This window comes from Alteromonas sp. H02 (assembly GCF_059682525.1).
Genome location: NZ_CM185021.1, coordinates 1,334,041 through 1,354,659, shown reverse-complemented (window position 1 = coordinate 1,354,659; position 20,619 = coordinate 1,334,041). Strand labels below are relative to the sequence as shown.

Here is a 20,619-nt window from a genome sequence, read left to right as displayed (position 1 = left end):
CGTTTACCCAGGCTGTTAATCAGTGCATGCCTTTTTGCTCGGTTATGTTATGCTACGACCACTTTTTTAAATGGACGCATTACTGTCAGGCAATGAGAAGACAAGTTATTTTATCCGCTCTACTTTTCAGCACTATGACAATGCTGGGATGTGTGTCACAACCTCAGAGTGTCAAGGCCAATCTGCCGCTGGTTAATCCAAGCTTTACGCATAACCTTAGCGATACTGGCACCGGTTTACAGGAAAGTGAAGCAAAAGCTATTCCAGAGTTAAACATCAATGCCAATGAGGCTATTGTGATAGATGGAAATAGCTACGCAGTTTCTGATAGTTATATCTCTGCCATGGGTAATCAATGTTATCGGCTAAAACGTCAGGGACGTTCAGGATCAACGGAAGTTCGTCCTATCTGTAACAATCAAACGCACTGGCTGCTATACCCGGCGTTGGTTTTTAGTAACACCCTATAAAGGTTTAATTCGCTTATGCGTATCTCTATCTGGTTAACGCTTACGGCTTTATCGCTATCTGCTTTCAGTAGCGTCCAGGCACAAACAGCTGAGCAAATTCAACAAATTCAACAGCAACTAAGTCAACGAGGGGCCGATAATTCAGCAGCGGCCAACACCGGCAATGCAGGCGTTAGCCCGGTGCAGTTGTCTGCATCCCCTACCTTGCAAGGCAACAGTCAGACTGGTACCCGGCCAAGCTCCGGCCAGTATAGTACACAGCCCCGCAATGGTCTGGTATTACCAGGCGAGCCGACTATGGATATGGTTTTTCCTCTGCAGGAAGCCATGGAGAATCCGCCGTTCGCTGCAAACCTGTTTGTCGGTGGCTTTGAGTCAGAACGCACAAACTCGGTGAACCCCAATTATCTGGTTGCCCCCGGCGACCAAATTTCAATTTGGCTTTGGGGTGCTGTCGATTATTCCGATGTTGCAACCGTCGATAGTCAGGGCAATATTTTTATTCCCAATATTGGCCCGGTTAATCTGCTTAACGTGCCGTCCAGCCAGGTCAATGCCACAGTTACCAGAAGCATCAAACAGGTCTATACCAATGATGTAAATGTTTATGTCAACTTACTGACGGCAACGCCGGTATCTGTTTATGTCTCGGGGCCAGTATTAAGGCCAGGCCAATATGCCGGCCAGGCAACCGATAGCCCGCTATATTTCCTCAAACGTGCCGGCGGCGTTGATTTTCTGCGCGGCAGCTTCCGTAGTATCGATATTTTACGCGCCGGCGAAGTCATTCACTCAATTGATTTATATAACTTTGTTACCGAAGGCGAATTACCAGCGATTTCGTTTCAGGATAAAGACGTCATTCTGGTTCGCCCTATCGGCCCAACTATCACCGTCAGCGAAGGCGCTAGAAACAGCTTCACCTTTGAGTTGAAACCCTCTGACTTAACCGGCGAGGCGCTGGTCGATTACGCCAAACCTGGTGACTTTATCAGCCACGTATCGGTCAGCGGCCTTCGTGACGGCGCACAATTTGCCCGCTATGCCCCACTAACTGATTTTAAACAATTCAGTTTGCATCCTGGCGATCATGTCGAATTCAAAAACGACTATGAAATACAAATTTATCCGATTAATGTAGCTGGCAGTTTCCGCGGCGCCTCAAGGGTCATGGTATCCAAAGGTGCGAGATTGCATCAGGTTCTTAGCAATATTGCGATCGATCCGAACCTGGCAGACTTTAAGAATGTGTATTTGTTACGTGAAAGTGTCGCTGATCAACAACAGTTGATTATCAATCAGGCGTTGGATCGTCTCGAGCGGAGCATTTACACCGCGCCGGTACGCTCTACCGGTGAAGGCTCGATTCGGGTTCAGGAAGCACAGCTGGTAACCGACTTTATCGCCAGAGCCAGGCAGGTAAAGCCCCTCGGTAAAGTCATTATTGCCGAAAACGATAACGTGGCCGACATTCTGCTGGAAGAGAATGACACCATTGTCATTCCAACCAAAACGGATTTGGTCCACGTTGGTGGTGAAGTATTAATGCCTCAGTCGGTAGTCTTTAATCCGGACGCAGAACTTTCCGATTACGTTGCCTGGGCGGGAGGCTTTAGCGAGAGAGCTAATGATGCCCGAATTCTGGTTATCCGGGCCAACGGCATGGTCGATTTCTATGATGTTGATGATAACTCAGATGTGGCAGCAGGCGATCAGGTGATCGTTTTACCTAGGGTTGATGCCAAAACATTGCAGGCAGTCAAAGATATCACTCAGATCATTTACCAGATTGCTGTGGCGGCCAACGTAGCACTCAACTAATGTCAGATATTGTAAGCGTCTCATTTCGCTCTCAACTCAAAGTATGGAAAAGTGTTTGTTTTGCACTTTTCCTGCGAGAGCTTAGGTCCCAGTTTAGCGACAGGCTAGGCTTAGCCTGGGGTTTTCTCGAGCCCTTTGCTTTCATATTTGGTTTATCTTACGTAAGAAGCCTAGTCCGTGAAGGAGATGCTCACGGCATACCTATATTCATATTTATGTTGATTGGTATGGTTGCTATCCAATCGTTTCTGCAACCTTTTACAAAAGTCGCCAGTGCATTTAGCAAGAATAAGCCACTATATGCTTTCAGGCAGGTTCAGCCAATATCAGCGCTGTTGGTGTCAGCATTTGTTGAATATACAATAAAAGTTATAGTTATTGTGCTGGCTATGCTAACTATTTACCTACTTGGGGTAACCTTCCCAGTTCATGATCCCTTACTGCTGTTTTTGTTGTTTCATCTCCTCTGGATTATGACAATAAGTATGAGTTGCATATTGGGCATCGCTTCTTCATATCTACCCGAAGTCAAAAAGATCGTAGGCGTATTCACCCGACCTTTATTTTTTATCTCCTGCGTATTTTTTAGCTTGCAGGATATCCCTGTTGAATATTGGCATTGGTTTACCTGGAATCCACTAGTTCATTTTGTTGAACTTGGCCGTTATGCTTGTTTTGAGTCTTATGGCGATCGCGGCGTCAGCCTCCAATACGCATTTCAATTTACTTTGATTGTGTTTTTCTTTGCTGTTTCGTTGTATCACCTGACCTGGAAAGGCTTGTTATCACGATGACTATCCGTTTAATTAACCTGACTAAGTCTTATCCAAGCCGTTTGGGACCCCAATACATATTCAGAAACCTCAATTTCGACTTCCCGACTGAGAATAATGTTGCCATTCTGGGAAAAAATGGCGCTGGTAAGTCGACCTTATTTCGCATGCTGGCCAAGAGTGAATATCCAGATAAGGGGCAGATTTATACCAATAAATCCATGTCCTGGCCGGTAGCATTGGCAACCGGGGTACATCCGCAAATGACCGGAAGGGAAAACACACGTTTTATTGGCCGTATTAATGATGTGAAAGACTTATCCGTCTATGAAGAAGCCGTGCAGGATTTTGCTGAAATTGGTAAACGGTTTGACTTACCGGTTAAAACCTATTCTTCTGGTATGCGTGCCCGCCTGGTATTTGCCTGTTGCGTGAATATTCATTTCGATATCTACCTTATAGATGAAGCAACCTCAGTCGGTGATCCTAAATTTCGCCGCAAAGCGAGGGAAGCTTTAGAAGTTAAAGCCAAAGAAGCGGGACTGATTATGGTCAGTCACGAAATGGATCAAATACGTGAGTTTTGCACCTCAGCAATCATCATTGAAGACGGCCAACTTAATTACTACGGTGACCTTGAAGAAGGTATCGCAGCCTACATGGAATAAACGAGCAGAAACATGAAACAAGTGCTAGATAATATTACCGCTCAAATTAAAAAGCGCCCTGTACTTTTGGTGGTTATCCCTTGGCTGATTTACGCAGTTTATCTGACGTTTATTGCTGCACCCAAATATGAGAGCACCAGTCAGCTAGTGGTTAAATCTGCCGATGGCGCTAATAGTTTTGACCCTTCTTCGATGCTAATGAGCAGCGTCACCGGAGTAGCCAGTACCAATGACAGTCAATTGGTTGTTGCCTTCGTACAATCTGCCGACATGCTCCACTACCTCGATAAAACGATAGGCTTACGTGAGCACTATATTTCTTCAGAAGGAGACTTTATTAGTAGGCTCTCCTCGAATCACAGCGAAGAGGATTTTATCGAATATTACCTTGCCAACACCGAAGTAATAATTGATTCAAACACCAGCGTGATTGAGCTCTCGGCCAGAGCATATGACCCTGCTTATGCACAGTTGATTAGTCAGACCATAGTTAAGCGTGCAGAACAGTTCATCAACGAGATTAGTAACAACCTGGCTAAGTCACGGCTGGCTTTTGCACAAAGCGAACACGATATTGTTGAAGAGAAATTACAAAATGCCAAACTTGCTCTAATCGATTTTCAAACAAAATATAACGTGTTGGACCCAAATGCTGAAGGTCTTGCCATTCAAAATATTGCGTTTTCTTTGGAAGCCACAATGGCCCAAAAGGAAGCCGAGCTGAACACCTTAAAAAGAATCATGTCTGACTCTGCGCCGGAGATAATCTCTCTGAAACGTCAAATCAGAGCACTGGAAGAGCAAATTAGCAGTCAGAAAACCAAAATCAGTGATGCCCTAAACGGTGATGAAAAACTATCGATTAACCAGCTAATGGCGCAGTATTCTAATTTACAGGTGCAAGCCGAGCTTGCCATGCAAGCATATGGCTCATCTCTGATGACTCTGGAAAATGCACGTGTCGATACTTACCAACAAATTCAGCATCTGGTCACCATCGAATCACCAACGCTACCCGATGAGGCCGCCTACCCTAAAACAGTTTATAACCTGGTTTTGTTTGGCGTTATGCTCATAATGGCTTTCATCGCGGGCCGCATTATTATTGCCACTATCAAAGAATTGTAAGTCAAACGCTACAATAAGATGATAACCGATTTCCCGCCACGAGCAGTGCTTTAACTAAGGTAGCTTGTGTCGGGAATCATCCTCTAGTATAAGAGGGATAACCCGTGTACAAGCAGCTCCTGCCTGCAGACAGTGCACCCAGACGATAATAAATTTAAATAAAAACTATATGGAACTCTGTTGTGACAACAAAAACTTCTAACGACACCAGGTTTTTCGGCCATCCTAAGGGTCTGAGAACGTTATTTTTTACCGAAATGTGGGAGCGCATGAGCTACTATGGCATGCGTGCTCTGCTTGTACTGTTTATGACAGCCAGCTTGCAAACACAAGGCCTCGGCTTCACCGTAGCCTCAGCCGGCGCCATTTATGGCCTGTATACCGGGGCGGTATACTTTCTTGGCTTACCCGGAGGTTGGCTTGCTGACCGTCTGATTGGCGGTAAAAAAGCCGTTTGGTACGGCGGTTTAATTATCTTCGCCGGACACATTGTACTGGCTGTCGACCTGCAAAACCTTTTCTTTGTCGGACTTATTCTGGTTGCTACAGGTACAGGGTTACTTAAGCCAAACATTTCGGCCATGGTCGGTCAGCAATATGGTGACGATGATAGCCGCCGGGACAGTGGCTATGCCCTTTACTACATGGGCATAAACATCGGTTCTTTGATTGCGTATCTGGTCACAGGTTACCTGCAGGAGAACTGGGGCTGGCACTATGCATTTGGCGCCGCTGCAGTGGGTATGGGCTTTGGTCTCGTGCAGTACTACTTTAGTAACCGTTCTTTAGCTGCAGAGTCGGTTGAACCTGCAAACCCATATGTTGGTGCAGCGAAACAGCGTGCCTGGCTAAGTGTATTCGGTGTGCTGGCAGCAGCCATTGTGGTCATTATCCTGGCACATATGGGCACCATTGTTATCGAGCCCGTCGCTCTTGCGGAAAAAGTCGCTATTATTTTCACCGCCATTTTCTTTGTTTATTTCGGTTTCATCTATTTTAAAGGTGAGTTAAGCGATAATGAAAAGCAACGTATGTGGGCCCTGTTTTTAGTCTGTGTTGCCTCTGCGTGCTTCTGGTCAGGCTTCGAACAAGCTGGCTCTTCATTGAATTTATTCGCCCAAAACTATACCGATCGCGCACTGGAAAGTGGCTCATGGCTGACGTCATGGTTTGGTATGGATGCAATTCCTACCGTGTGGTTCCAGCTCTCTAATTCACTGTTTATTATTATTCTGTCGCCGTTTTTTGCAGCACTTTGGATTAACCTTGCCAAGCGCATGATTGATCCCTCTTATACCATTAAGTGTGCAATCGGTATTGTGATTATGGCTTCAGGCTTCCTGGTCATGTTTATGGCATCTCAGTATGCGGCGCAGGGACTTAAAGTAGCTCCTATGTGGCTGGTAACTACTTACTTCCTGCATACCGTCGGCGAACTTTGCCTTAGCCCGGTAGCACTAAGTGCGGTAAGTAAATTGTCACCTAAGCGTTTTGCCGGTCAAATGATGGGCGTATTCGTGCTCACCTACTCAATTGGTAATATTATTGCAGGCCTGCTTTCAGGCAACTTTGACCCTGAGAACGTGCAGGAAATGCCAAACCTGTATTTGCAAATCGCCCTGTTTAGTATTGCTATTGCTATTGTGATTGGTCTTATGAGCTTTAAATCACGATTCTGGGAAAAAGCCGGTATCGGGGAAAAGACGCAATAACGCCCCCTGTGTTTTAAACACTGGCTGATTGCCATACAATAACCGCCGTGACGTCATGTCCCGGCGGTTTTTTATTAAGAGCACTTTATGCATTTATATTTTTCGACGCGCAATATTCCTGGTTTAGCTGGCCTGCCTTTAGCAGAACGTATGCGCAGACTGGAACGAGCGGCAAAAAAACTCACGGTTCCGGAAAAGACCGTACTGAACATTCTTAAACTACTGGTGATTGTACCTGCGTTTGCACTACTCCTTCGTGTTGCAGCAGACTGGACGTCACTTTTATGGGCATTGCTGGTTTTCCTGCTGTATCCCATTATTGTGAAACCTGTACAATACTCGTTAAGCGCCAAATATTTAGAATCGTTGTCACACAAGGATAAGCAATGAAAACAATACTTGTCACCGGTGGAGCTGGCTATATCGGCAGCCACACCGTACTGCAATTACTGGAAGCGGATTATGAGGTTGTAGTATTTGATAACCTCAGTAATGCCTCAGAGGAATCTCTCAAGCGCGTGTCAGCCTTAACAGGCAAAGCCGTAACATTTGTACAGGGTGATATCCGTGACACTGAGCAGCTCGATGAGGTGTTCTCAAACCATGACATCGATGCCGTCATTCACTTCGCCGGCTTAAAAGCCGTTGGAGAATCGGTTCAAAAGCCATTGGAATACTATGAAAACAATGTCTACGGCTCTGTCGCGCTATGTGATGTAATGCGCAAACACAACGTTAAGAACATTGTTTTCAGTTCATCAGCCACCGTTTATGGCGATCCGGTTTCATTACCGTTACGTGAAGATATGGCTACTGGTCAGCCAACGAACCCTTACGGTATGTCCAAACTGATGGTAGAGACTATTCTGACCGATCTGTATCAGTCAGACGAAGCCTGGAATATCGTGTTACTACGCTATTTCAATCCTGTGGGGGCGCATCCTTCCGGTCAGATTGGCGAAGACCCTAACGGTATTCCCAATAATCTGATGCCATATATCTCCCAGGTCGCGTCTGGCAAACTCGAACAATTAGCCGTATTTGGTGATGACTATGACACCCCGGATGGCACCGGTGTACGGGATTATATTCATGTAGAAGATTTAGCTAATGGCCATTTGAAAGCCATTGAACGTCTTGACCTGAATATGGGACTGGATATCTATAATCTGGGTACCGGTCAGGGTTACTCCGTTCTGGAAATGATTAAGGCCTTCGAAAAAGCCTGTGGCAAGTCTATAAACTACAAGATTGCACCGCGTCGTTCAGGCGACGTAGCAGCCTGTTATGCCGATCCCACCAAAGCGGCTACCGAGCTTAACTGGAACGCTCAGAAAACCCTCGAGAATATGTGTGAAAATGCCTGGCACTGGCAATCACAAAACCCACAGGGTTATTAACCCTTAAAATAACAAAGGCGCTTAACGCGCCTTTTGTTTAACTCTCTAATTATCTTTTGCTTCGTCCAGTGGCTCACTTTCCAGGTCCACATCGTCAAACAACGCCTCAAATTCGTCGAACTCTTCGGCTTCTTCTTCATCGGGCTGCGCATCGAGGTTTTTACCATCGGTCACCCGAAACTCAAGGTTCTGAAAATAGATGTTTTTAACCTGCTCGTAAGGGTCTCTGGCGTTTTCGATCTGCCCTTCCTGACCAAGCAGCTGAGCACGAGCTTCCAGCGCGCCAATGGTAAACCTTAACACGTTAAGATTACCAGTCATCAGGGTCATCGGAAAATAAAGGTTATCCACAATATCCCCGGTAAAGCTGCGCGGATCGCTGGGCCCCCGAGCGGGTAACATTAAAAATGGACCGCTTCCTACTCCCCACTTTCCGAGGGTCTCGCCAAACTCTTCTTCCTGCCGTTGTAAGCCCATAGCTCCCGCAACATCAAAGAAACCCGCGACACCAACCGTCGAGTTAATAACAAAACGGGTAAAGCTATCAAAAGAAGGCCCTACCTTCCCCTGCAAGAGGTTATTCAGCATATTGGCAGGTTCGGCCAGGTTTTCCACCGCATTAGAGAGGCCGGTACGGGCAAAACCGGGAACTACGGTGACATAAGTGGTTGCGGCAGGACGCAGCAGATACTTATCGAGGATTTCCCAGTTAAAATCCCACACAACGCGGTTAACGCTCTCCAGCGGGTCGCGCGGATCAGAGTAGTCAGACGGTGCGCTGGCAGAGTTGGCCTGCGCGCTGGCCTGTGCCTGCTGCTCAGCATTATTGCTGGCGCAGCCCGAAAGAAACAAAGCGCCAGAGAAAAGGAGAAATATCGAAAAGCTACGCATAGATAATGTCACATTAATTCCTTGTTGATTACGATGGTTTGATCGATAACTTTGCCGTTTTCCACAGCAGCCTCCGTAGTACCTTCAAGATCGCCAGGTTGAGCAGGCGCTTCCTGATCCGTTGAAATACGGGCAATCAGGCGGGCTGTTGAAAGTTGTTCCAGTGAATAATTAGGTGCCATAGCATTCTCACTGGTTAACGTCACAGTTAACGGTAAATTTTCTAAAGGTAACCTTAATACCGCAGCGGGCATCCGGTTGTCACTGTTAGCATCCTGGGCAAACACAAATAAAAACCCATTATCCGGCAGATTGGCTACCAACTCTTCACTGATTTCTACAGTCAGATTGAAGCCGGTGATGGCCGCTTTTGCCGGTTGCTCTCCATTTAAACTGGCCAACCTTTCAGTTAACTGCATGGCGATAGGACTGTCAGCAGGAAGCTTCCCCTCCAGCCTGGCAAGACTATCAGCCAATAGTACCTTATCGCCTAACCGGCCAGCTACAACTGCCTGCATTAGTACCAGGTTATCATTTTGTTGTTGCTCTTCAATCAGTGAGGCTAATAAACGCCGGGCGTTTTCAAGCTGAGCCTTGTCATCACTCATCATCAGTGCACGGGCATAGGTCATGCGCACGTTTTCGTCATCAGGCGAGAAATGCAGCGCTTTCTCTAGCGCCGCGTAGGCTTCTTCTGTCTGACTCAGTGCCATCCAGATACGGCCCAGATACATCCACCCCTGACCATCTTCAGGGTTTTCCTGCAGACGCTTTCGGATAGCCAGCGTCAACTGCTGAAAATCCTGCGGGGTAAAATTTTCGCCCTGCCCATCAGCCAGCTTGGCACTGAGCTTGGGTAACGCATCAAGCGCTGCCTGTGCGTCCTGTAAATGCTCAATATTACTGGCTTTAAAATAAGCAAAGCCACCCACGAGCAAGGCCAACAACGCGCCACAAGCTAATACAAAAGAAGCGTTTGCTGATCCGTTAGATTCCGTCTGTTGCTCTTCTACCAGCGATATTTTAATTTCATCGCTGGCCTGACGCATGTCCTGCTCACTGAGCAAGCCTTCGTCGACTTCGCGCTGCAATTCCTTTAAGCGCTCTTTCACCACGGCAATGTTAGCCTGGGTAAGATTTTCCTGTTCCGGACGCTGCTTTAACCAGGGTAAAACCACCAGCAGGATCAACATGGCTATCAATACAATGACAGCCCCAATAAACATCCACGACATTACTTATCACCCTGCTTTAACATCGCCTCTGCTTTGGCCAGCTTGGCGGCCATATCCTCCAGCGGTGTCGACTTCCGTCGCACAATCACTATCACAAACGCCAGCAAGGCGAATAACACTGGCGCCAGCCATAACCACATAGTCACCGGCGTTACCGGTGGCTTATAGCTGATAAAATCGCCGTAGCGGGTCTTCATGTAGTCAATGACTTCATCGCCGGTTTTACCCTGCTTTACCAGGTTATACACCTTACGGCGCATGTCATGGGCAATCATGGCGTCAGAATCGGCAATATTCTGGTTCTGACACATAGGGCAGCGAAGCTCCTCGGTAAGCGACAAAAACAACTGACGCTGCTGCGGCGTATCAAACTCATAGCTATCTTCAGTGGCCACAACCGATGCAGAGATAAGTAGTAAGACCGTGAGTATTACTGTTTTCATTCAGCTGAATTCTCCTGCGCCATTTCCTGTTGTAACTGCGCGTATAACGGGCCTACTTTATTGTTCCAGACACGTTCGTTGATATCACCGATATAATGCATACGGATCACACCGTTGTGGTCGATAAGAAAATGCTCTGGCGCGCCGGTCACGCCCAGGTCCAGTGCCGTATCACGGTACACATCGAAAATATGAAACTGGTAAGGATTACCAAAGCGACTGGTGATCTCTTCCACTTCCTGCTGGACCCGGTTTAAGGTCTTGGTACCAAACTCCGGATCAAGATCCTGATCGAAATATAAACCAACGATGCTGATCCCTTCCTGTTCAGTAAGCTCAGTCAGATAAGGCAATTCCACGGCGCAGGTCACGCACCAGACGCCCCACACATTCAGTAAAGTTACCTTACCTTTGAATACCTCAGGCGTATAAGTCGTTTCCGGTTTCATCAGGTCCGGCAACGAAAAAGCCGGCATGGGTTTGCCTTTAACCTGGGAATCAAGCTCCCTGGGATCAGAAAACAAACCACTGAACAAAAACACCACCAATACCAGAAAGGCCAGCAGCGGTACGCCGAAAATCATTATCTTCTTCATGCTTCAACCTCCTCGCCGGTTGCTACACCGCCTACCGCAGTGCGTACTTTAGCCACTTTAGCCATGCGATAACGTTTATCACTCATCGAGCATATTCCGCCAATGGCCATGATGACAGCCCCGGCCCAAATCCAGGTGACAAAGGGTTTGATATAAACGCGTATCGCCCAGGCACCATCGTCCAGAGGTTCTCCCATAGCGATAAACAGATCCCTGAAGATAGTCGAATAAATACCGGCTTCCGTCATCGGCATACGCTGTACCAGATACAAGCGCTTCTCAGGCTCAAGATGCACCAGCTTATCACCCGACTCGTATACATCAAAAATGCCCACATCGGCGGTATAATTCGGCCCGTTGCGTTGCTCTACCTTGCGGAAGGCAAACTCGTAGCCCGATAAGGTGACGGACTCGCCCGGCATCATACGAACGTCTCTTTCCACTTCGTAATTACTCACCAGCGTGATGCCAATCAGCGTTACCGCAAAGCCCAGGTGACCCAGAATCATCCCCCAATGACTCGGCGTAAGCTTACGCAGCCGTTCAAATGCACTGAGGCTGGTATCCATGGCAGACACTCTTTGCACCACTTCTAACGTCGTTGTAATGAGGATCCAGGCACTTAGCACCAACCCCAACGCCGCCATGTAAGTGGGCGCATCGTAGGTATAGTTAATTAATACCCCGGCACTTACGCTTAAGCCAAAGGCAATTAATAGCGTTTTTTGCACCTGAGAGGCTGGTTGGTGTTTCCAGCGGGTTAGTGGTCCAAGACCCAAAAACAACACAAAGGGCACAATCAGCAGCGTGAACATCTGATTAAAGAACGGTGCGCCGATGGAAATAGACCCCAGTCCAAGCTCTTTATGCACCAGTGGTAAAAGTGTGCCCAGTAACACTACCAGCGTTGCTGCGCACAGGAACACGTTATTCCCCATCAGTAAGACTTCACGAGAAAACAGTTGGTAACGGCCCGGGCTTTTTAACTGCTGTGCACGCAGTGTATACAACACTAGACTGAAGCCGGTTAATAATACCAGAATGCCCAGAATAAAGAGTCCGCGTGCCGGGTCGCTGGCGAAGGAGTGTACCGAGACAATTACCCCCGAGCGCACCAGGAAAGTCCCCAATAAACTTAACGAGAAGGTGGCAATAGCCAACAATACTGTCCAGGATTTAAACGCCTTACGTTTCTCCGTTACCGCCAGTGAGTGCATTAATGCGGTGCCCACCAGCCACGGCATAAAGGAGGCATTTTCAACCGGATCCCAGAACCACCAGCCACCCCAGCCTAGCTCGTAATAGGCCCACCAGCTCCCGAGCGCAATGCCTACTGAGAGGAAGCTCCAGGCGGCAATTACCCAGGGCCGTGACCATCTCGCCCAGGTTGAATCAAGCTGTCCTGAAAGCAGCGCCGATACGGCAAACGCGAAAGCCACAGAAAACCCGACATACCCCATATACAGCATAGGTGGGTGAATGATCATGCCAAAGTCCTGCAGCAGCGGATTCAAATCCCGGCCATCTACCGGAAAATAAGGCAACATGCTGTCGAATGGATTAGAGGTCAGCAGAATAAACATATAAAAACCCACCGACACCAAGCCAAGTACTGCCAGCACCCGCGCAATCATAATTTGCGGAATACCGCGGCTAAACAGGGCTACGGCCACTGTCCATAATGACAACATCAGCACCCAGAGTAAAAACGAACCTTCGTGCCCGCCCCAGACGGCCGTGACCTTATAGTACACCGGCAAACGGCTGTTAGAATTTTGCGCAACATAATTAAGCGAAAAGTCGTCGGTCACAAAGGCATAGACTAAACAGCCAAATGCCAGGGCAGTAAAACTAAACATGGCAATGGCCAGAGGACGGGCGGTGCCAATCATGGCATTGTGCCCTTTGAACGCTCCCCACAGCGGATAGACCGACAATAAAATGGAAGCAACCAGCGCCAGCGCGACGGCAATATTACCTATTTCGGGGATCACGAGCCTGTATTTCCTTGATTGGGGTTAACATGCTTAATACCTTTCATCTTCTCGGCGAGTTCCGGCGGCATGTATTCTTCGTCGTGTTTAGCCAGAACTTCTTCGGCTTCAATCACACCGGATTCCAGCAACACACCGGTAGCGACGATGCCCTGCCCTTCACGAAACAAATCAGGCAGGATACCGGCATAACGTACCGTAACCTGCGGACCGGTATCGATAAGATTAAAGCTCACCGCCAGTGATTCTGAATCCCGACTCACAGTGCCCGGTACCACCATGCCACCAATTCTCAGGCGCTGACCGACCGTAGGTTTTACCCCTTCTTTGCCCTCGACGATTTCAGAGGGCGTATAGAACAAATCGATATTGTCGGTCAATGCGAATAGCATCAGCGTGATCGCACCTACAATCAGTAAACCAATGCCACCAACGGCAGCGAGTCGCTTTTGTCGTCTTGGATTCATACTGCTTAACTACCTGTCTGTTGTGATTCAGATTGCACTGCCTGAGCCTTTCGCGCCGCCGCAATTCGGGCTTGCCGCGCTTGTTCTTCACGGGCATTGCGCAACAACTTTTTATGGGTGCCGGCACTGTCGATAACTACCCACACCAGCGCCAGTAAAGACACACCAAACGACAGCCACACATAAAGGGCATAGCCGCCCATGGCCAGAAAATCCTGCAAACTATCAAACTGCATGGTCATCTCCGAGCGCTCGCGCCGCCAGATCTTTCACCCAGGGGCGGTGATATTCTCGCCGAATGATTTCATTTTTCATACGCATTACGGTCACTGCTGCAATAAATAAGGCCAAACCCAGCAAAGCGATCAATAATGGCCACAGCATTTCCGGCGCAATGGAAGGTTTATCAAATTTACTGATTGTCGCGCCCTGATGCAGGGTATTCCACCATTCTACCGAATAATGAATAATGGGGACATTCACCACACCAACAAGAGCCATTACCCCGGCCGCCTTCCCCGCCTGTTGCTTATCTTCAAACGCGCCATACAGGGCAATCACACCAAGGTAAAGAAATAACAGGATCAGCTCTGAAGTAAGTCTGGCATCCCATACCCACCAGGTCCCCCACATAGGTTTACCCCAGGCCGCGCCGGTAAACAACGCAATAAAGGTCACCACCGCTCCAACAGGCGCCATCGCAATCATGGCCATAAACGCGGTTCGCCATTGCCACACAATGCCCACCAACGCGGCAACCGCCATGGCTACATAGGTACTCATCGACAAAATGGCGCTGGGTACATGGATATAAATAATCCGAAAAGAATCACCCTGCTGATAGTCCTGCGGGGCAAAGGCCAGCCCCCAGATGCTGCCGGCGATTAAGCATAGAATACCAGGCCAGAGAAAATAGGGCTGAAGCGTTACGCACAGTTGATACGCTCGCTCAGGTTTTGCATACGGATGTAACCACTTCCACATCAGTTTTGACTCACTTTAAGTGCATAAGCAATTGCAAAGGGGGCTGATGCCATCGCCAGCATTAGCATGGCGCCAATAATAGCAAGTTGTGCCCGGTAAGGTAATTGGAGTGCAGCAGAATCTACCGCCGAGGTGGCAAATATCAATAACGGAATAAACACCGGTATTAACAATAACGCCAACAACACACCACCACGTTGTAAACCTACCGTTAACCCTACCGCGATTGCCCCAACCAGCGACAATAACGGCGTGCCCAGCACCAGGGTTAGCATTAAGGCGATATACATATCGACCGTCAGGTTTAAAAATAGTGCCAGTAACGGTGAAAAAAGTGCCAGCGGTAAAAAGCTCACCAGCCAGTGGACTAAAACCTTGACCGCTGCAATGGCCGCCACCGACTGACCGCTCAGCATGTACTGCTCCAGCGAACCATCCCAGAAATCGTCACGAAAAAGACGCTCCATGGCCAGTAGGGAGGAAAGAATCGCTGCAATCCAGATAACGCCTGGTCCTATCTTTTGCAGGGTAACCGGCCCGGGCCCAATGCCCAAAGGGAAAAGCGTGATCACCATTAATAAAAACATCAGCGGCTGGGCCAGCTCAGAACGCTGTCGAAAAGCCAGCGCCATATCCCGCTTAAAGATACCGTTTATCAAGGTATTCATAACCGATACTCCAGCACTAACTCGGTAAATGGCCCGGCCTGCTTGCTAAGCGGCTGATGCGAGGTCGTAATAATTGCGCCCTGATTAGCAACATGCTCACGCATATGGGTTTCGAGCAATTCAATACCATCGGTATCCAGCGCGGTGAAGGGCTCGTCTAGAATCCAATAGGTTGCTTGCTTTAACCATAAACGGGAAAGCGCGACCCGGCGCTGTTGTCCGGCCGAAAGCATTCTTACCGGCACATCCTCAAGCCCAACAAGTCCTAATCTTGCAAGCACGTCGTAGGCCTGTTGCGCAATAAAATCGGTGCTGTGTTGAGCACACCAGAAGCGCAGATTTTCCATCGCAGTCAGCGCACCATTAATACCAGCCTTGTGGCCTACATAGATCAGTTGCTGATTAAATCTGTCCCGCACTTTATCGAGCGGCTCGTCATCGAGCAGTAACTGGCCGCTCTCCGGCGCCGACAAACCGGTTAAGATCCGCAATAAACTGGTTTTACCCGCGCCGTTAGGACCCCGCAGGTAGATGAGCTGACCGGGCGATAAGCAAAACGACAGGTCAGTAAACAATACTCTGTCACGTTTAATACAGGTTAAATTGTCTGCAGCAAGTCCTGCCAAGATGCATCCCGTTCTGTTAGCAAAAAAATCCGTCGCATTCTATCATAAACCAGCGGCTTCGCATCTTACCCAAAGGGCGGATCGGCAAATTTCTGATCTATTTCAATCTTTGGCACGATTGACATTATACTTAACTGTTGAAACTGACTGCCGATAACGACTTATGCAATCATCCAATCTGCCCCCACAAGCAAGCGCCGAAAGCAGTCGAGTCAACGCTGCAGAGTCAGCGAACGTGACAACCAAAAGCCAGGCAATTGCCAGAATTGCTCAGGTTTTACAGCCAGTGCAGATTAACGCCTCTGCCGCCGTTCAGGTATCAGCCTCATCAGCAGGACAGCAAAAAACTTCCAGGGCCTTACCATCGAATAATGCCAGCGTGTTTATGGCCACAAACCAGCAGTTACTGCAGGTTAGCCCTGCCTTCCGCGTGGCCAGTGCCGAGAACTTGTTGCTGGTTCGATTGCCTGCAGAAGCACCGATTCAGCCGCCGCAGGGTTCCGCGGTCCCATTTAAGAGCGTATTACCGCCGGATGCCGGGTCGATAGCATTACCCACGTTAGTAAAACTATCGCCGGAAACCGTTCGCCAACAGGTTTCCCAGGCGCAGTTTCAATCGCTAATGACGGCATTATCCCGAGCTTTGACTACACCAGTCACGCTACAGGCCACGGTTATTCAGCAAGATAATGCCTCAATAAGGGTTAATGCCGGTGCCCAGCGGCCTTTAATTATCGATATTCCGTTAGCAAAAGCGCCCAAACAGAGCGATGCATTATTAGCCAGTCCCTCAGGTAACAAACCTGTTTTACAGGCATCAGTAACGCTAACCGTTTCAACACGGCAAAACCAGCTACAAGTGCAAATTACTCCGCCTGCGTCATCTTTACAAACAGCGCAAGCGGCGCAACCCAGTGTACAAGGTTCAGCTTCAGTCCAGAATACGCCGGTTAGTTCATCGCGTGTTGTTAACGTGCCGCTGAACTCGCCTCTGGCGAATAAACTCACTCAGGCAGTGACTCAGCAAATGCCACTTAACGTGGAGCTGCCTAAACTGGCAAGTTGGGTAACTCAGTCACTCCCGCCTGCCGCAGCAAAGTCATTTCAGCAATTGAGTCCCATGCTCCCTGCGACAGTGAGTATAAAAGGCAATGAAGTAACCATTACCGGTAGCAAGACTCAGCTTTTAGCCGTTACTACAAATTCAACCACCGCTACCACGCAATTAGCACCAAAGGTCAGTCCTCAGCAAATGGGGCAACTTAATATTCAAAGCACGACTGCCAGGAACATCCCCCAGGTTACGATCAAGCCATTAGCAACCGAGCTTCAATCGAACGCAGGACAATCAACTCAACAAACATTTTCATTGTCGACGAAAGCGGCAGCGCCTAAAGCGGATATCAGCCCGCCTCAGAAGGAAATGGTGCGTTCTGGTGCACCGGACAACGTAGTAGGCAAGCCAGTGATACCGTCAGACGTAGAAAGTATTGCGAAGCATAAACTGGAGCAGCTCCCCGCCGAGGCAAAAACTGCACTCATGCAATTCATTCGCTCTGCCAACCGAATTAATGTCAGTAACACGGATTCGTTACAATCGAGTCTTAATGTGCTTATTACTGCACTGCAAAAATTCGCTAGTGCCAACCCGGCCCTTGCCAAACCCGTTAACTCAGTGATTGCGCAGCTACAACTTAATTTATCAGCGGCCAACAAACTGCCCACGGCAGAATCGTCAGTGCTTAAGCCTGAAGTCACTGGCTCTGCTGAGCCGGTGACTGCAAAAGCCGGTATCGACTCAGCTCAGCAAAGCACTGCGCTTAAACAACTACTTACATCACCAGCCTGGGTTCAGTCTCCGTTAATGCTCTCATCCCCCCCGGCCGGGCAGAACTTTTTAAGCGGGCTTATTCAGTTATTACAGGTGTCGCTGCTCGGCAGACACTTTAAAGGCCATGAGGATCTCGATCAGGCGCTTAACCGCCAGCGAACCTCAACGCCAAAAGGCAATGCACCAAACAGCCTGCTAGGTTCCATAACCGGCCGACAGGTAAGGGAGTTTGCCCAGCTCGACAGCCAGCAAAACCTGTTAAAACAGCTTAAGGGATTACTTGCCGGCCACCAAAGTGCCAAGCTTGGCAATATGGAACAAACGCTACAAGGCAATGACAGTTTTTATTATGTGCTACCCGGACTATTACCTCAGCAAAAGCCGGCTGAATTACTTATCCGCCGCGAGCGTGAACGCCAGACTGAACAGGATAACGAGTCAACTCAAACCCAATGGCACCTCACCATGAAGCTGGACATCGGTGAACAAGGAGAGCTGCTCACTAAAGCGAAAATCCGCGATGAACAGCTTTATCTTGATATTTATTCGTCGAATCAGGCATTACTGGAGAAAGTAGGCGTAACCCTCCCTTTTCTGCTCAAGCGATTTACCCAGCTTGGTTTAACAGTTGAACAGCATAAACTGCAATTAGGCAAAATTCCGGATACCCTTGCCACACGCCCCTATCAGATACTGGAGACCCAGGCATGAGCCGTAAAAGTAAACGCGCGGTTGGGATTAAATATAATGAAGCCGAACCGTCGCAGGCCCCAACGATTGTCGCCAAGGGCTATGATGATCTCGCCGAGGCAATTATTGCCAGTGCAAAGGCTAATGGCGTGCTGGTTCATGAAGATCCCTACCTAAGCGAATTTTTGACTACCCTGGATCTTGGCCAGTCGATACCGGAACCGTTATATTATGTTATAGCCGAATTACTGGCTTACTCGTACGTATTACAGGGCAAAGTGCCAGAGAACTGGAAACAGGCATTTCCGGGAATTGAAGAAAAGATTTAGAGCCTGACATCAACGCTCACCTCAACTATTTTCGAATCATGAACAGTCACCAATATTTTTATTTGTCATATAAAAAAGCCCATCCAAACGGATGGGCAAAACTATAAGTTAGGCTTATAGGGGGAGTTTCCAACGGGTGTTGAAAAAGGTCACTGTTATGTTAAAGCGCGTCTTCAGGCTCTACGTCGTCGGCTTTAATATTTTTCGATAACAGTAATTCTGCACGAATCTTAGTTTCAATATCGTTAGCGATATCCGGGTTTTGCTTAAGGAATTTCACCACGTTGGCTTTACCCTGACCAATTCTATCGCCGTTATAGCTGTACCAGGCACCGGCTTTATCCACCAGCTTTTGCTTCACGCCCAAATCAATCAGTTCAGCTTCTTTGCTGATACCAGCACCATACATAATCTGGAATTCAGCCTGTTTAAACGGTGGCGCCACTTTGTTTTTAACCACTTTCACGCGGGTTTCGTTACCCACCACTTCGTCACCCTCTTTTACTGAGCCAATACGACGAATATCCAGACGAACAGAGGAGTAGAACTTCAGTGCGTTACCACCGGTAGTGGTTTCCGGGTTACCGAACATCACACCAATCTTCATTCGAATCTGGTTAATGAAAATACACAGTGTATTTGAACGCTTAATGTTACCGGTCAGTTTACGCAGCGCCTGCGACATCAGACGTGCCTGCAAGCCAACGTGTGAGTCACCCATATCACCTTCGATTTCTGCTTTTGGCGTTAACGCAGCAACCGAGTCAACAATCACGACATCCACTGCACCAGAGCGAACCAGCATGTCACAGATTTCCAGCGCCTGTTCGCCTGTATCCGGTTGGGATACCAGCAGATCGTCAATGTTTACACCGAGCTTTTCAGCATACACCGGATCCAACGCGTGCTCGGCATCCACAAACGCACAAGTTTTACCTTTTTTCTGTGCTTCTGCAATAACTTGCAGAGTTAAGGTGGTTTTACCAGATGACTCAGGACCGTAGATCTCAACTACCCGGCCACAAGGTAACCCGCCAATGCCTAACGCAATATCAATACTCAGTGAGCCAGTAGAAATAGATTCAATATCCATGGCCTGGTTGTCGCCCAGACGCATAATAGCGCCTTTACCAAATTGCTTTTCAATCTGACCGACCGCAGCCGATAATGCTTTAGATTTGTTGTCGTCCACCGAAAACCCCTCGTTATTCTATTCTGATTGCGTTATCCGCAGTTGCTTTTACTGATGCAGCCGGTAAGCTGATCATCACTAAAATAATGACTGCATAATATACTGTATAGTTATACAGTGCAATATGCTTTTTTCTTTTCTTTATTTCATCACGCCTGGTTTATTTCGCAACTAGTCTGTGGTGCAGTGTTGCAATAACAAACGCAATGGCCTGGGTTCTGACCGCCTCCCGGTCACCCTCAAACTGGCGGTGGATTGTATCGGTTACACCGTTTAAGTAAAAGCCAAACCATACCGTCCCTACCGGTTTTTCTTCACTGCCGCCGCCCGGCCCGGCAATACCACTGATCGCTGTGGTACATTGTGCTCCGGTTTGCTGCGCGGTGCCTTCAGCCATCTCGCGCACGGTTTCGGCCGACACCGCGCCAAATTTATCCAGGGTGTCGCCACTAACGTTAACCAAAGCCTGTTTTGCCTGATTAGAATAGGTCACATAGCTTTGCTTAAACCAGTCCGAACTGCCGGCCACCGACGTTAACGCATAAGCCACTCCGCCACCGGTACAGGATTCCGCGCAGGAAACCGACCAGCCCCTTTGCCGTAGCGCCTCACCAACGGCCAAAATCTGTTCAGCTAACGTATTTATATCCAGTTGCTGTCTCGAAAAAGTTGAAAATGACTGGCTCATAGGAATAATACAC

The 20,619-nt window shown here is 48.3% G+C and carries 22 protein-coding genes; 10 read left to right on the top strand and 12 right to left on the bottom strand.

What is annotated here, in order from left to right:
• Positions 1-152 precede the first annotated feature (152 nt).
• The 8 genes from AC566Q_RS06135 (at position 153) to galE (ending at position 7,972) form a co-directional block, all read left to right on the top strand.
• Entirely contained in the window at positions 153-470 is a 318-nt protein-coding gene (locus tag AC566Q_RS06135) for a hypothetical protein (protein ID WP_146129534.1), read from the top strand.
• Positions 471-485: 15 nt separating this feature from the next.
• Positions 486-2,291 carry a polysaccharide biosynthesis/export family protein gene (locus AC566Q_RS06130; RefSeq protein ID WP_105934374.1) on the top strand — a complete coding sequence of 602 codons (1,806 nt, stop codon included), beginning with the start codon at positions 486-488 and terminating at the stop codon, positions 2,289-2,291.
• Positions 2,291-3,085 carry an ABC transporter permease gene (locus AC566Q_RS06125; protein ID WP_105934373.1) on the top strand — a complete coding sequence of 265 codons (795 nt, stop codon included), beginning with the start codon at positions 2,291-2,293 and terminating at the stop codon, positions 3,083-3,085. Before AC566Q_RS06130 ends, AC566Q_RS06125 begins: the two co-directional genes overlap by 1 nt.
• Positions 3,082-3,732 carry an ABC transporter ATP-binding protein gene (locus AC566Q_RS06120; protein WP_105934372.1) on the top strand — a complete coding sequence of 217 codons (651 nt, stop codon included), beginning with the start codon at positions 3,082-3,084 and terminating at the stop codon, positions 3,730-3,732. The genes AC566Q_RS06125 and AC566Q_RS06120 overlap by 4 nt, the downstream gene beginning before the upstream one ends.
• 12 nt (positions 3,733-3,744) lie before the next feature.
• A complete protein-coding gene (locus AC566Q_RS06115) occupies positions 3,745-4,860 on the top strand; it encodes a KpsE/RkpR family capsule polysaccharide export protein (RefSeq protein ID WP_105934371.1) in 1,116 nt (371 codons plus the stop codon).
• A gap of 182 nt (positions 4,861-5,042) precedes the next feature.
• Positions 5,043-6,572, top strand: coding sequence for a peptide MFS transporter (locus tag AC566Q_RS06110; protein ID WP_499614871.1), 1,530 nt, complete (start codon positions 5,043-5,045; stop codon positions 6,570-6,572).
• Positions 6,573-6,659: 87 nt separating this feature from the next.
• On the top strand, positions 6,660-6,962 hold the full coding sequence (locus AC566Q_RS06105) for a DUF6170 family protein (protein WP_105934369.1): 303 nt from the start codon (positions 6,660-6,662) through the stop codon (positions 6,960-6,962).
• Complete coding sequence (gene galE / locus AC566Q_RS06100) at positions 6,959-7,972, top strand: UDP-glucose 4-epimerase GalE (protein ID WP_105934368.1); 1,014 nt, start codon at positions 6,959-6,961, stop codon at positions 7,970-7,972. Before AC566Q_RS06105 ends, galE begins: the two co-directional genes overlap by 4 nt.
• Before the next feature lie 45 nt (positions 7,973-8,017).
• Here the strand turns inward: galE and AC566Q_RS06095 are convergent, their stop codons facing one another.
• The 10 genes from AC566Q_RS06095 to ccmA are packed head-to-tail and all read right to left on the bottom strand — an operon-like array spanning position 8,018 to position 15,876.
• Complete coding sequence (locus AC566Q_RS06095; RefSeq protein WP_499614863.1) at positions 8,018-8,875, bottom strand: MlaA family lipoprotein; 858 nt, start codon at positions 8,873-8,875, stop codon at positions 8,018-8,020.
• Positions 8,872-10,098 carry a c-type cytochrome biogenesis protein CcmI gene (gene ccmI, locus AC566Q_RS06090; RefSeq protein WP_499614860.1) on the bottom strand — a complete coding sequence of 409 codons (1,227 nt, stop codon included), beginning with the start codon at positions 10,096-10,098 and terminating at the stop codon, positions 8,872-8,874. Before ccmI ends, AC566Q_RS06095 begins: the two co-directional genes overlap by 4 nt.
• Entirely contained in the window at positions 10,098-10,541 is a 444-nt protein-coding gene (locus AC566Q_RS06085; RefSeq protein ID WP_499614857.1) for a cytochrome c-type biogenesis protein, read from the bottom strand. The genes ccmI and AC566Q_RS06085 overlap by 1 nt, the downstream gene beginning before the upstream one ends.
• Complete coding sequence (locus AC566Q_RS06080) at positions 10,538-11,137, bottom strand: redoxin family protein (RefSeq protein ID WP_105934364.1); 600 nt, start codon at positions 11,135-11,137, stop codon at positions 10,538-10,540. The genes AC566Q_RS06085 and AC566Q_RS06080 overlap by 4 nt, the downstream gene beginning before the upstream one ends.
• Positions 11,134-13,131 (bottom strand): heme lyase CcmF/NrfE family subunit, encoded by a 1,998-nt coding sequence (locus tag AC566Q_RS06075; RefSeq protein ID WP_105934363.1) that lies wholly within the window; start codon positions 13,129-13,131, stop codon positions 11,134-11,136. Before AC566Q_RS06075 ends, AC566Q_RS06080 begins: the two co-directional genes overlap by 4 nt.
• Positions 13,128-13,598: a cytochrome c maturation protein CcmE gene (gene ccmE, locus AC566Q_RS06070; protein ID WP_123324479.1), complete on the bottom strand. Its 471-nt coding sequence runs from the start codon at positions 13,596-13,598 to the stop codon at positions 13,128-13,130. Before ccmE ends, AC566Q_RS06075 begins: the two co-directional genes overlap by 4 nt.
• A gap of 5 nt (positions 13,599-13,603) precedes the next feature.
• Entirely contained in the window at positions 13,604-13,834 is a 231-nt protein-coding gene (ccmD, locus tag AC566Q_RS06065) for a heme exporter protein CcmD (protein WP_105934361.1), read from the bottom strand.
• Positions 13,824-14,582: a heme ABC transporter permease gene (locus tag AC566Q_RS06060; protein WP_499614852.1), complete on the bottom strand. Its 759-nt coding sequence runs from the start codon at positions 14,580-14,582 to the stop codon at positions 13,824-13,826. Before AC566Q_RS06060 ends, ccmD begins: the two co-directional genes overlap by 11 nt.
• The gene (gene ccmB / locus AC566Q_RS06055; protein ID WP_279320280.1) at positions 14,582-15,250 is read right to left on the bottom strand and encodes a heme exporter protein CcmB; all 669 of its coding nucleotides are present in this window, start codon (positions 15,248-15,250) and stop codon (positions 14,582-14,584) included. The genes AC566Q_RS06060 and ccmB overlap by 1 nt, the downstream gene beginning before the upstream one ends.
• Positions 15,247-15,876 (bottom strand): cytochrome c biogenesis heme-transporting ATPase CcmA, encoded by a 630-nt coding sequence (gene ccmA, locus AC566Q_RS06050; protein ID WP_499614849.1) that lies wholly within the window; start codon positions 15,874-15,876, stop codon positions 15,247-15,249. Before ccmA ends, ccmB begins: the two co-directional genes overlap by 4 nt.
• A 235-nt stretch (positions 15,877-16,111) precedes the next feature.
• Between ccmA and AC566Q_RS06045 the strand changes: the two genes are divergently transcribed.
• Both AC566Q_RS06045 and AC566Q_RS06040 read left to right on the top strand, forming a co-directional pair.
• Positions 16,112-18,418: a hypothetical protein gene (locus AC566Q_RS06045; protein WP_105934357.1), complete on the top strand. Its 2,307-nt coding sequence runs from the start codon at positions 16,112-16,114 to the stop codon at positions 18,416-18,418.
• Complete coding sequence (locus AC566Q_RS06040; protein ID WP_105934356.1) at positions 18,415-18,726, top strand: EscU/YscU/HrcU family type III secretion system export apparatus switch protein; 312 nt, start codon at positions 18,415-18,417, stop codon at positions 18,724-18,726. The genes AC566Q_RS06045 and AC566Q_RS06040 overlap by 4 nt, the downstream gene beginning before the upstream one ends.
• Positions 18,727-18,886: 160 nt before the next feature.
• Here the strand turns inward: AC566Q_RS06040 and recA are convergent, their stop codons facing one another.
• Together recA and AC566Q_RS06030 are read right to left on the bottom strand one after the other, a co-directional pair.
• Entirely contained in the window at positions 18,887-19,918 is a 1,032-nt protein-coding gene (gene recA, locus AC566Q_RS06035) for a recombinase RecA (protein ID WP_105934355.1), read from the bottom strand.
• A gap of 160 nt (positions 19,919-20,078) precedes the next feature.
• The gene (locus AC566Q_RS06030; RefSeq protein WP_105934354.1) at positions 20,079-20,606 is read right to left on the bottom strand and encodes a CinA family protein; all 528 of its coding nucleotides are present in this window, start codon (positions 20,604-20,606) and stop codon (positions 20,079-20,081) included.
• Positions 20,607-20,619 lie beyond the last annotated feature (13 nt).

What these genes read in the sequence shown, in the direction of transcription:
- AC566Q_RS06130 (WP_105934374.1), top strand. Translation starts at nt 486, where the DNA reads ATGCGTATCTCTATCTGGTTAACGCTTACGGCTTTATCGCTATCTGCT.
- AC566Q_RS06125 (WP_105934373.1), top strand. Translation starts at nt 2,291, where the DNA reads ATGTCAGATATTGTAAGCGTCTCATTTCGCTCTCAACTCAAAGTATGG.
- AC566Q_RS06120 (WP_105934372.1), top strand. Translation starts at nt 3,082, where the DNA reads ATGACTATCCGTTTAATTAACCTGACTAAGTCTTATCCAAGCCGTTTG.
- AC566Q_RS06115 (WP_105934371.1), top strand. Translation starts at nt 3,745, where the DNA reads ATGAAACAAGTGCTAGATAATATTACCGCTCAAATTAAAAAGCGCCCT.
- AC566Q_RS06105 (WP_105934369.1), top strand. Translation starts at nt 6,660, where the DNA reads ATGCATTTATATTTTTCGACGCGCAATATTCCTGGTTTAGCTGGCCTG.
- galE (WP_105934368.1), top strand. Translation starts at nt 6,959, where the DNA reads ATGAAAACAATACTTGTCACCGGTGGAGCTGGCTATATCGGCAGCCAC.
- ccmI (WP_499614860.1), bottom strand. Translation starts at nt 10,098, where the DNA reads ATGTCGTGGATGTTTATTGGGGCTGTCATTGTATTGATAGCCATGTTG.
- AC566Q_RS06085 (WP_499614857.1), bottom strand. Translation starts at nt 10,541, where the DNA reads ATGAAAACAGTAATACTCACGGTCTTACTACTTATCTCTGCATCGGTT.
- AC566Q_RS06080 (WP_105934364.1), bottom strand. Translation starts at nt 11,137, where the DNA reads ATGAAGAAGATAATGATTTTCGGCGTACCGCTGCTGGCCTTTCTGGTA.
- ccmE (WP_123324479.1), bottom strand. Translation starts at nt 13,598, where the DNA reads ATGAATCCAAGACGACAAAAGCGACTCGCTGCCGTTGGTGGCATTGGT.
- ccmD (WP_105934361.1), bottom strand. Translation starts at nt 13,834, where the DNA reads ATGCAGTTTGATAGTTTGCAGGATTTTCTGGCCATGGGCGGCTATGCC.
- AC566Q_RS06060 (WP_499614852.1), bottom strand. Translation starts at nt 14,582, where the DNA reads ATGTGGAAGTGGTTACATCCGTATGCAAAACCTGAGCGAGCGTATCAA.
- ccmB (WP_279320280.1), bottom strand. Translation starts at nt 15,250, where the DNA reads ATGAATACCTTGATAAACGGTATCTTTAAGCGGGATATGGCGCTGGCT.
- AC566Q_RS06040 (WP_105934356.1), top strand. Translation starts at nt 18,415, where the DNA reads ATGAGCCGTAAAAGTAAACGCGCGGTTGGGATTAAATATAATGAAGCC.
- AC566Q_RS06030 (WP_105934354.1), bottom strand. Translation starts at nt 20,606, where the DNA reads ATGAGCCAGTCATTTTCAACTTTTTCGAGACAGCAACTGGATATAAAT.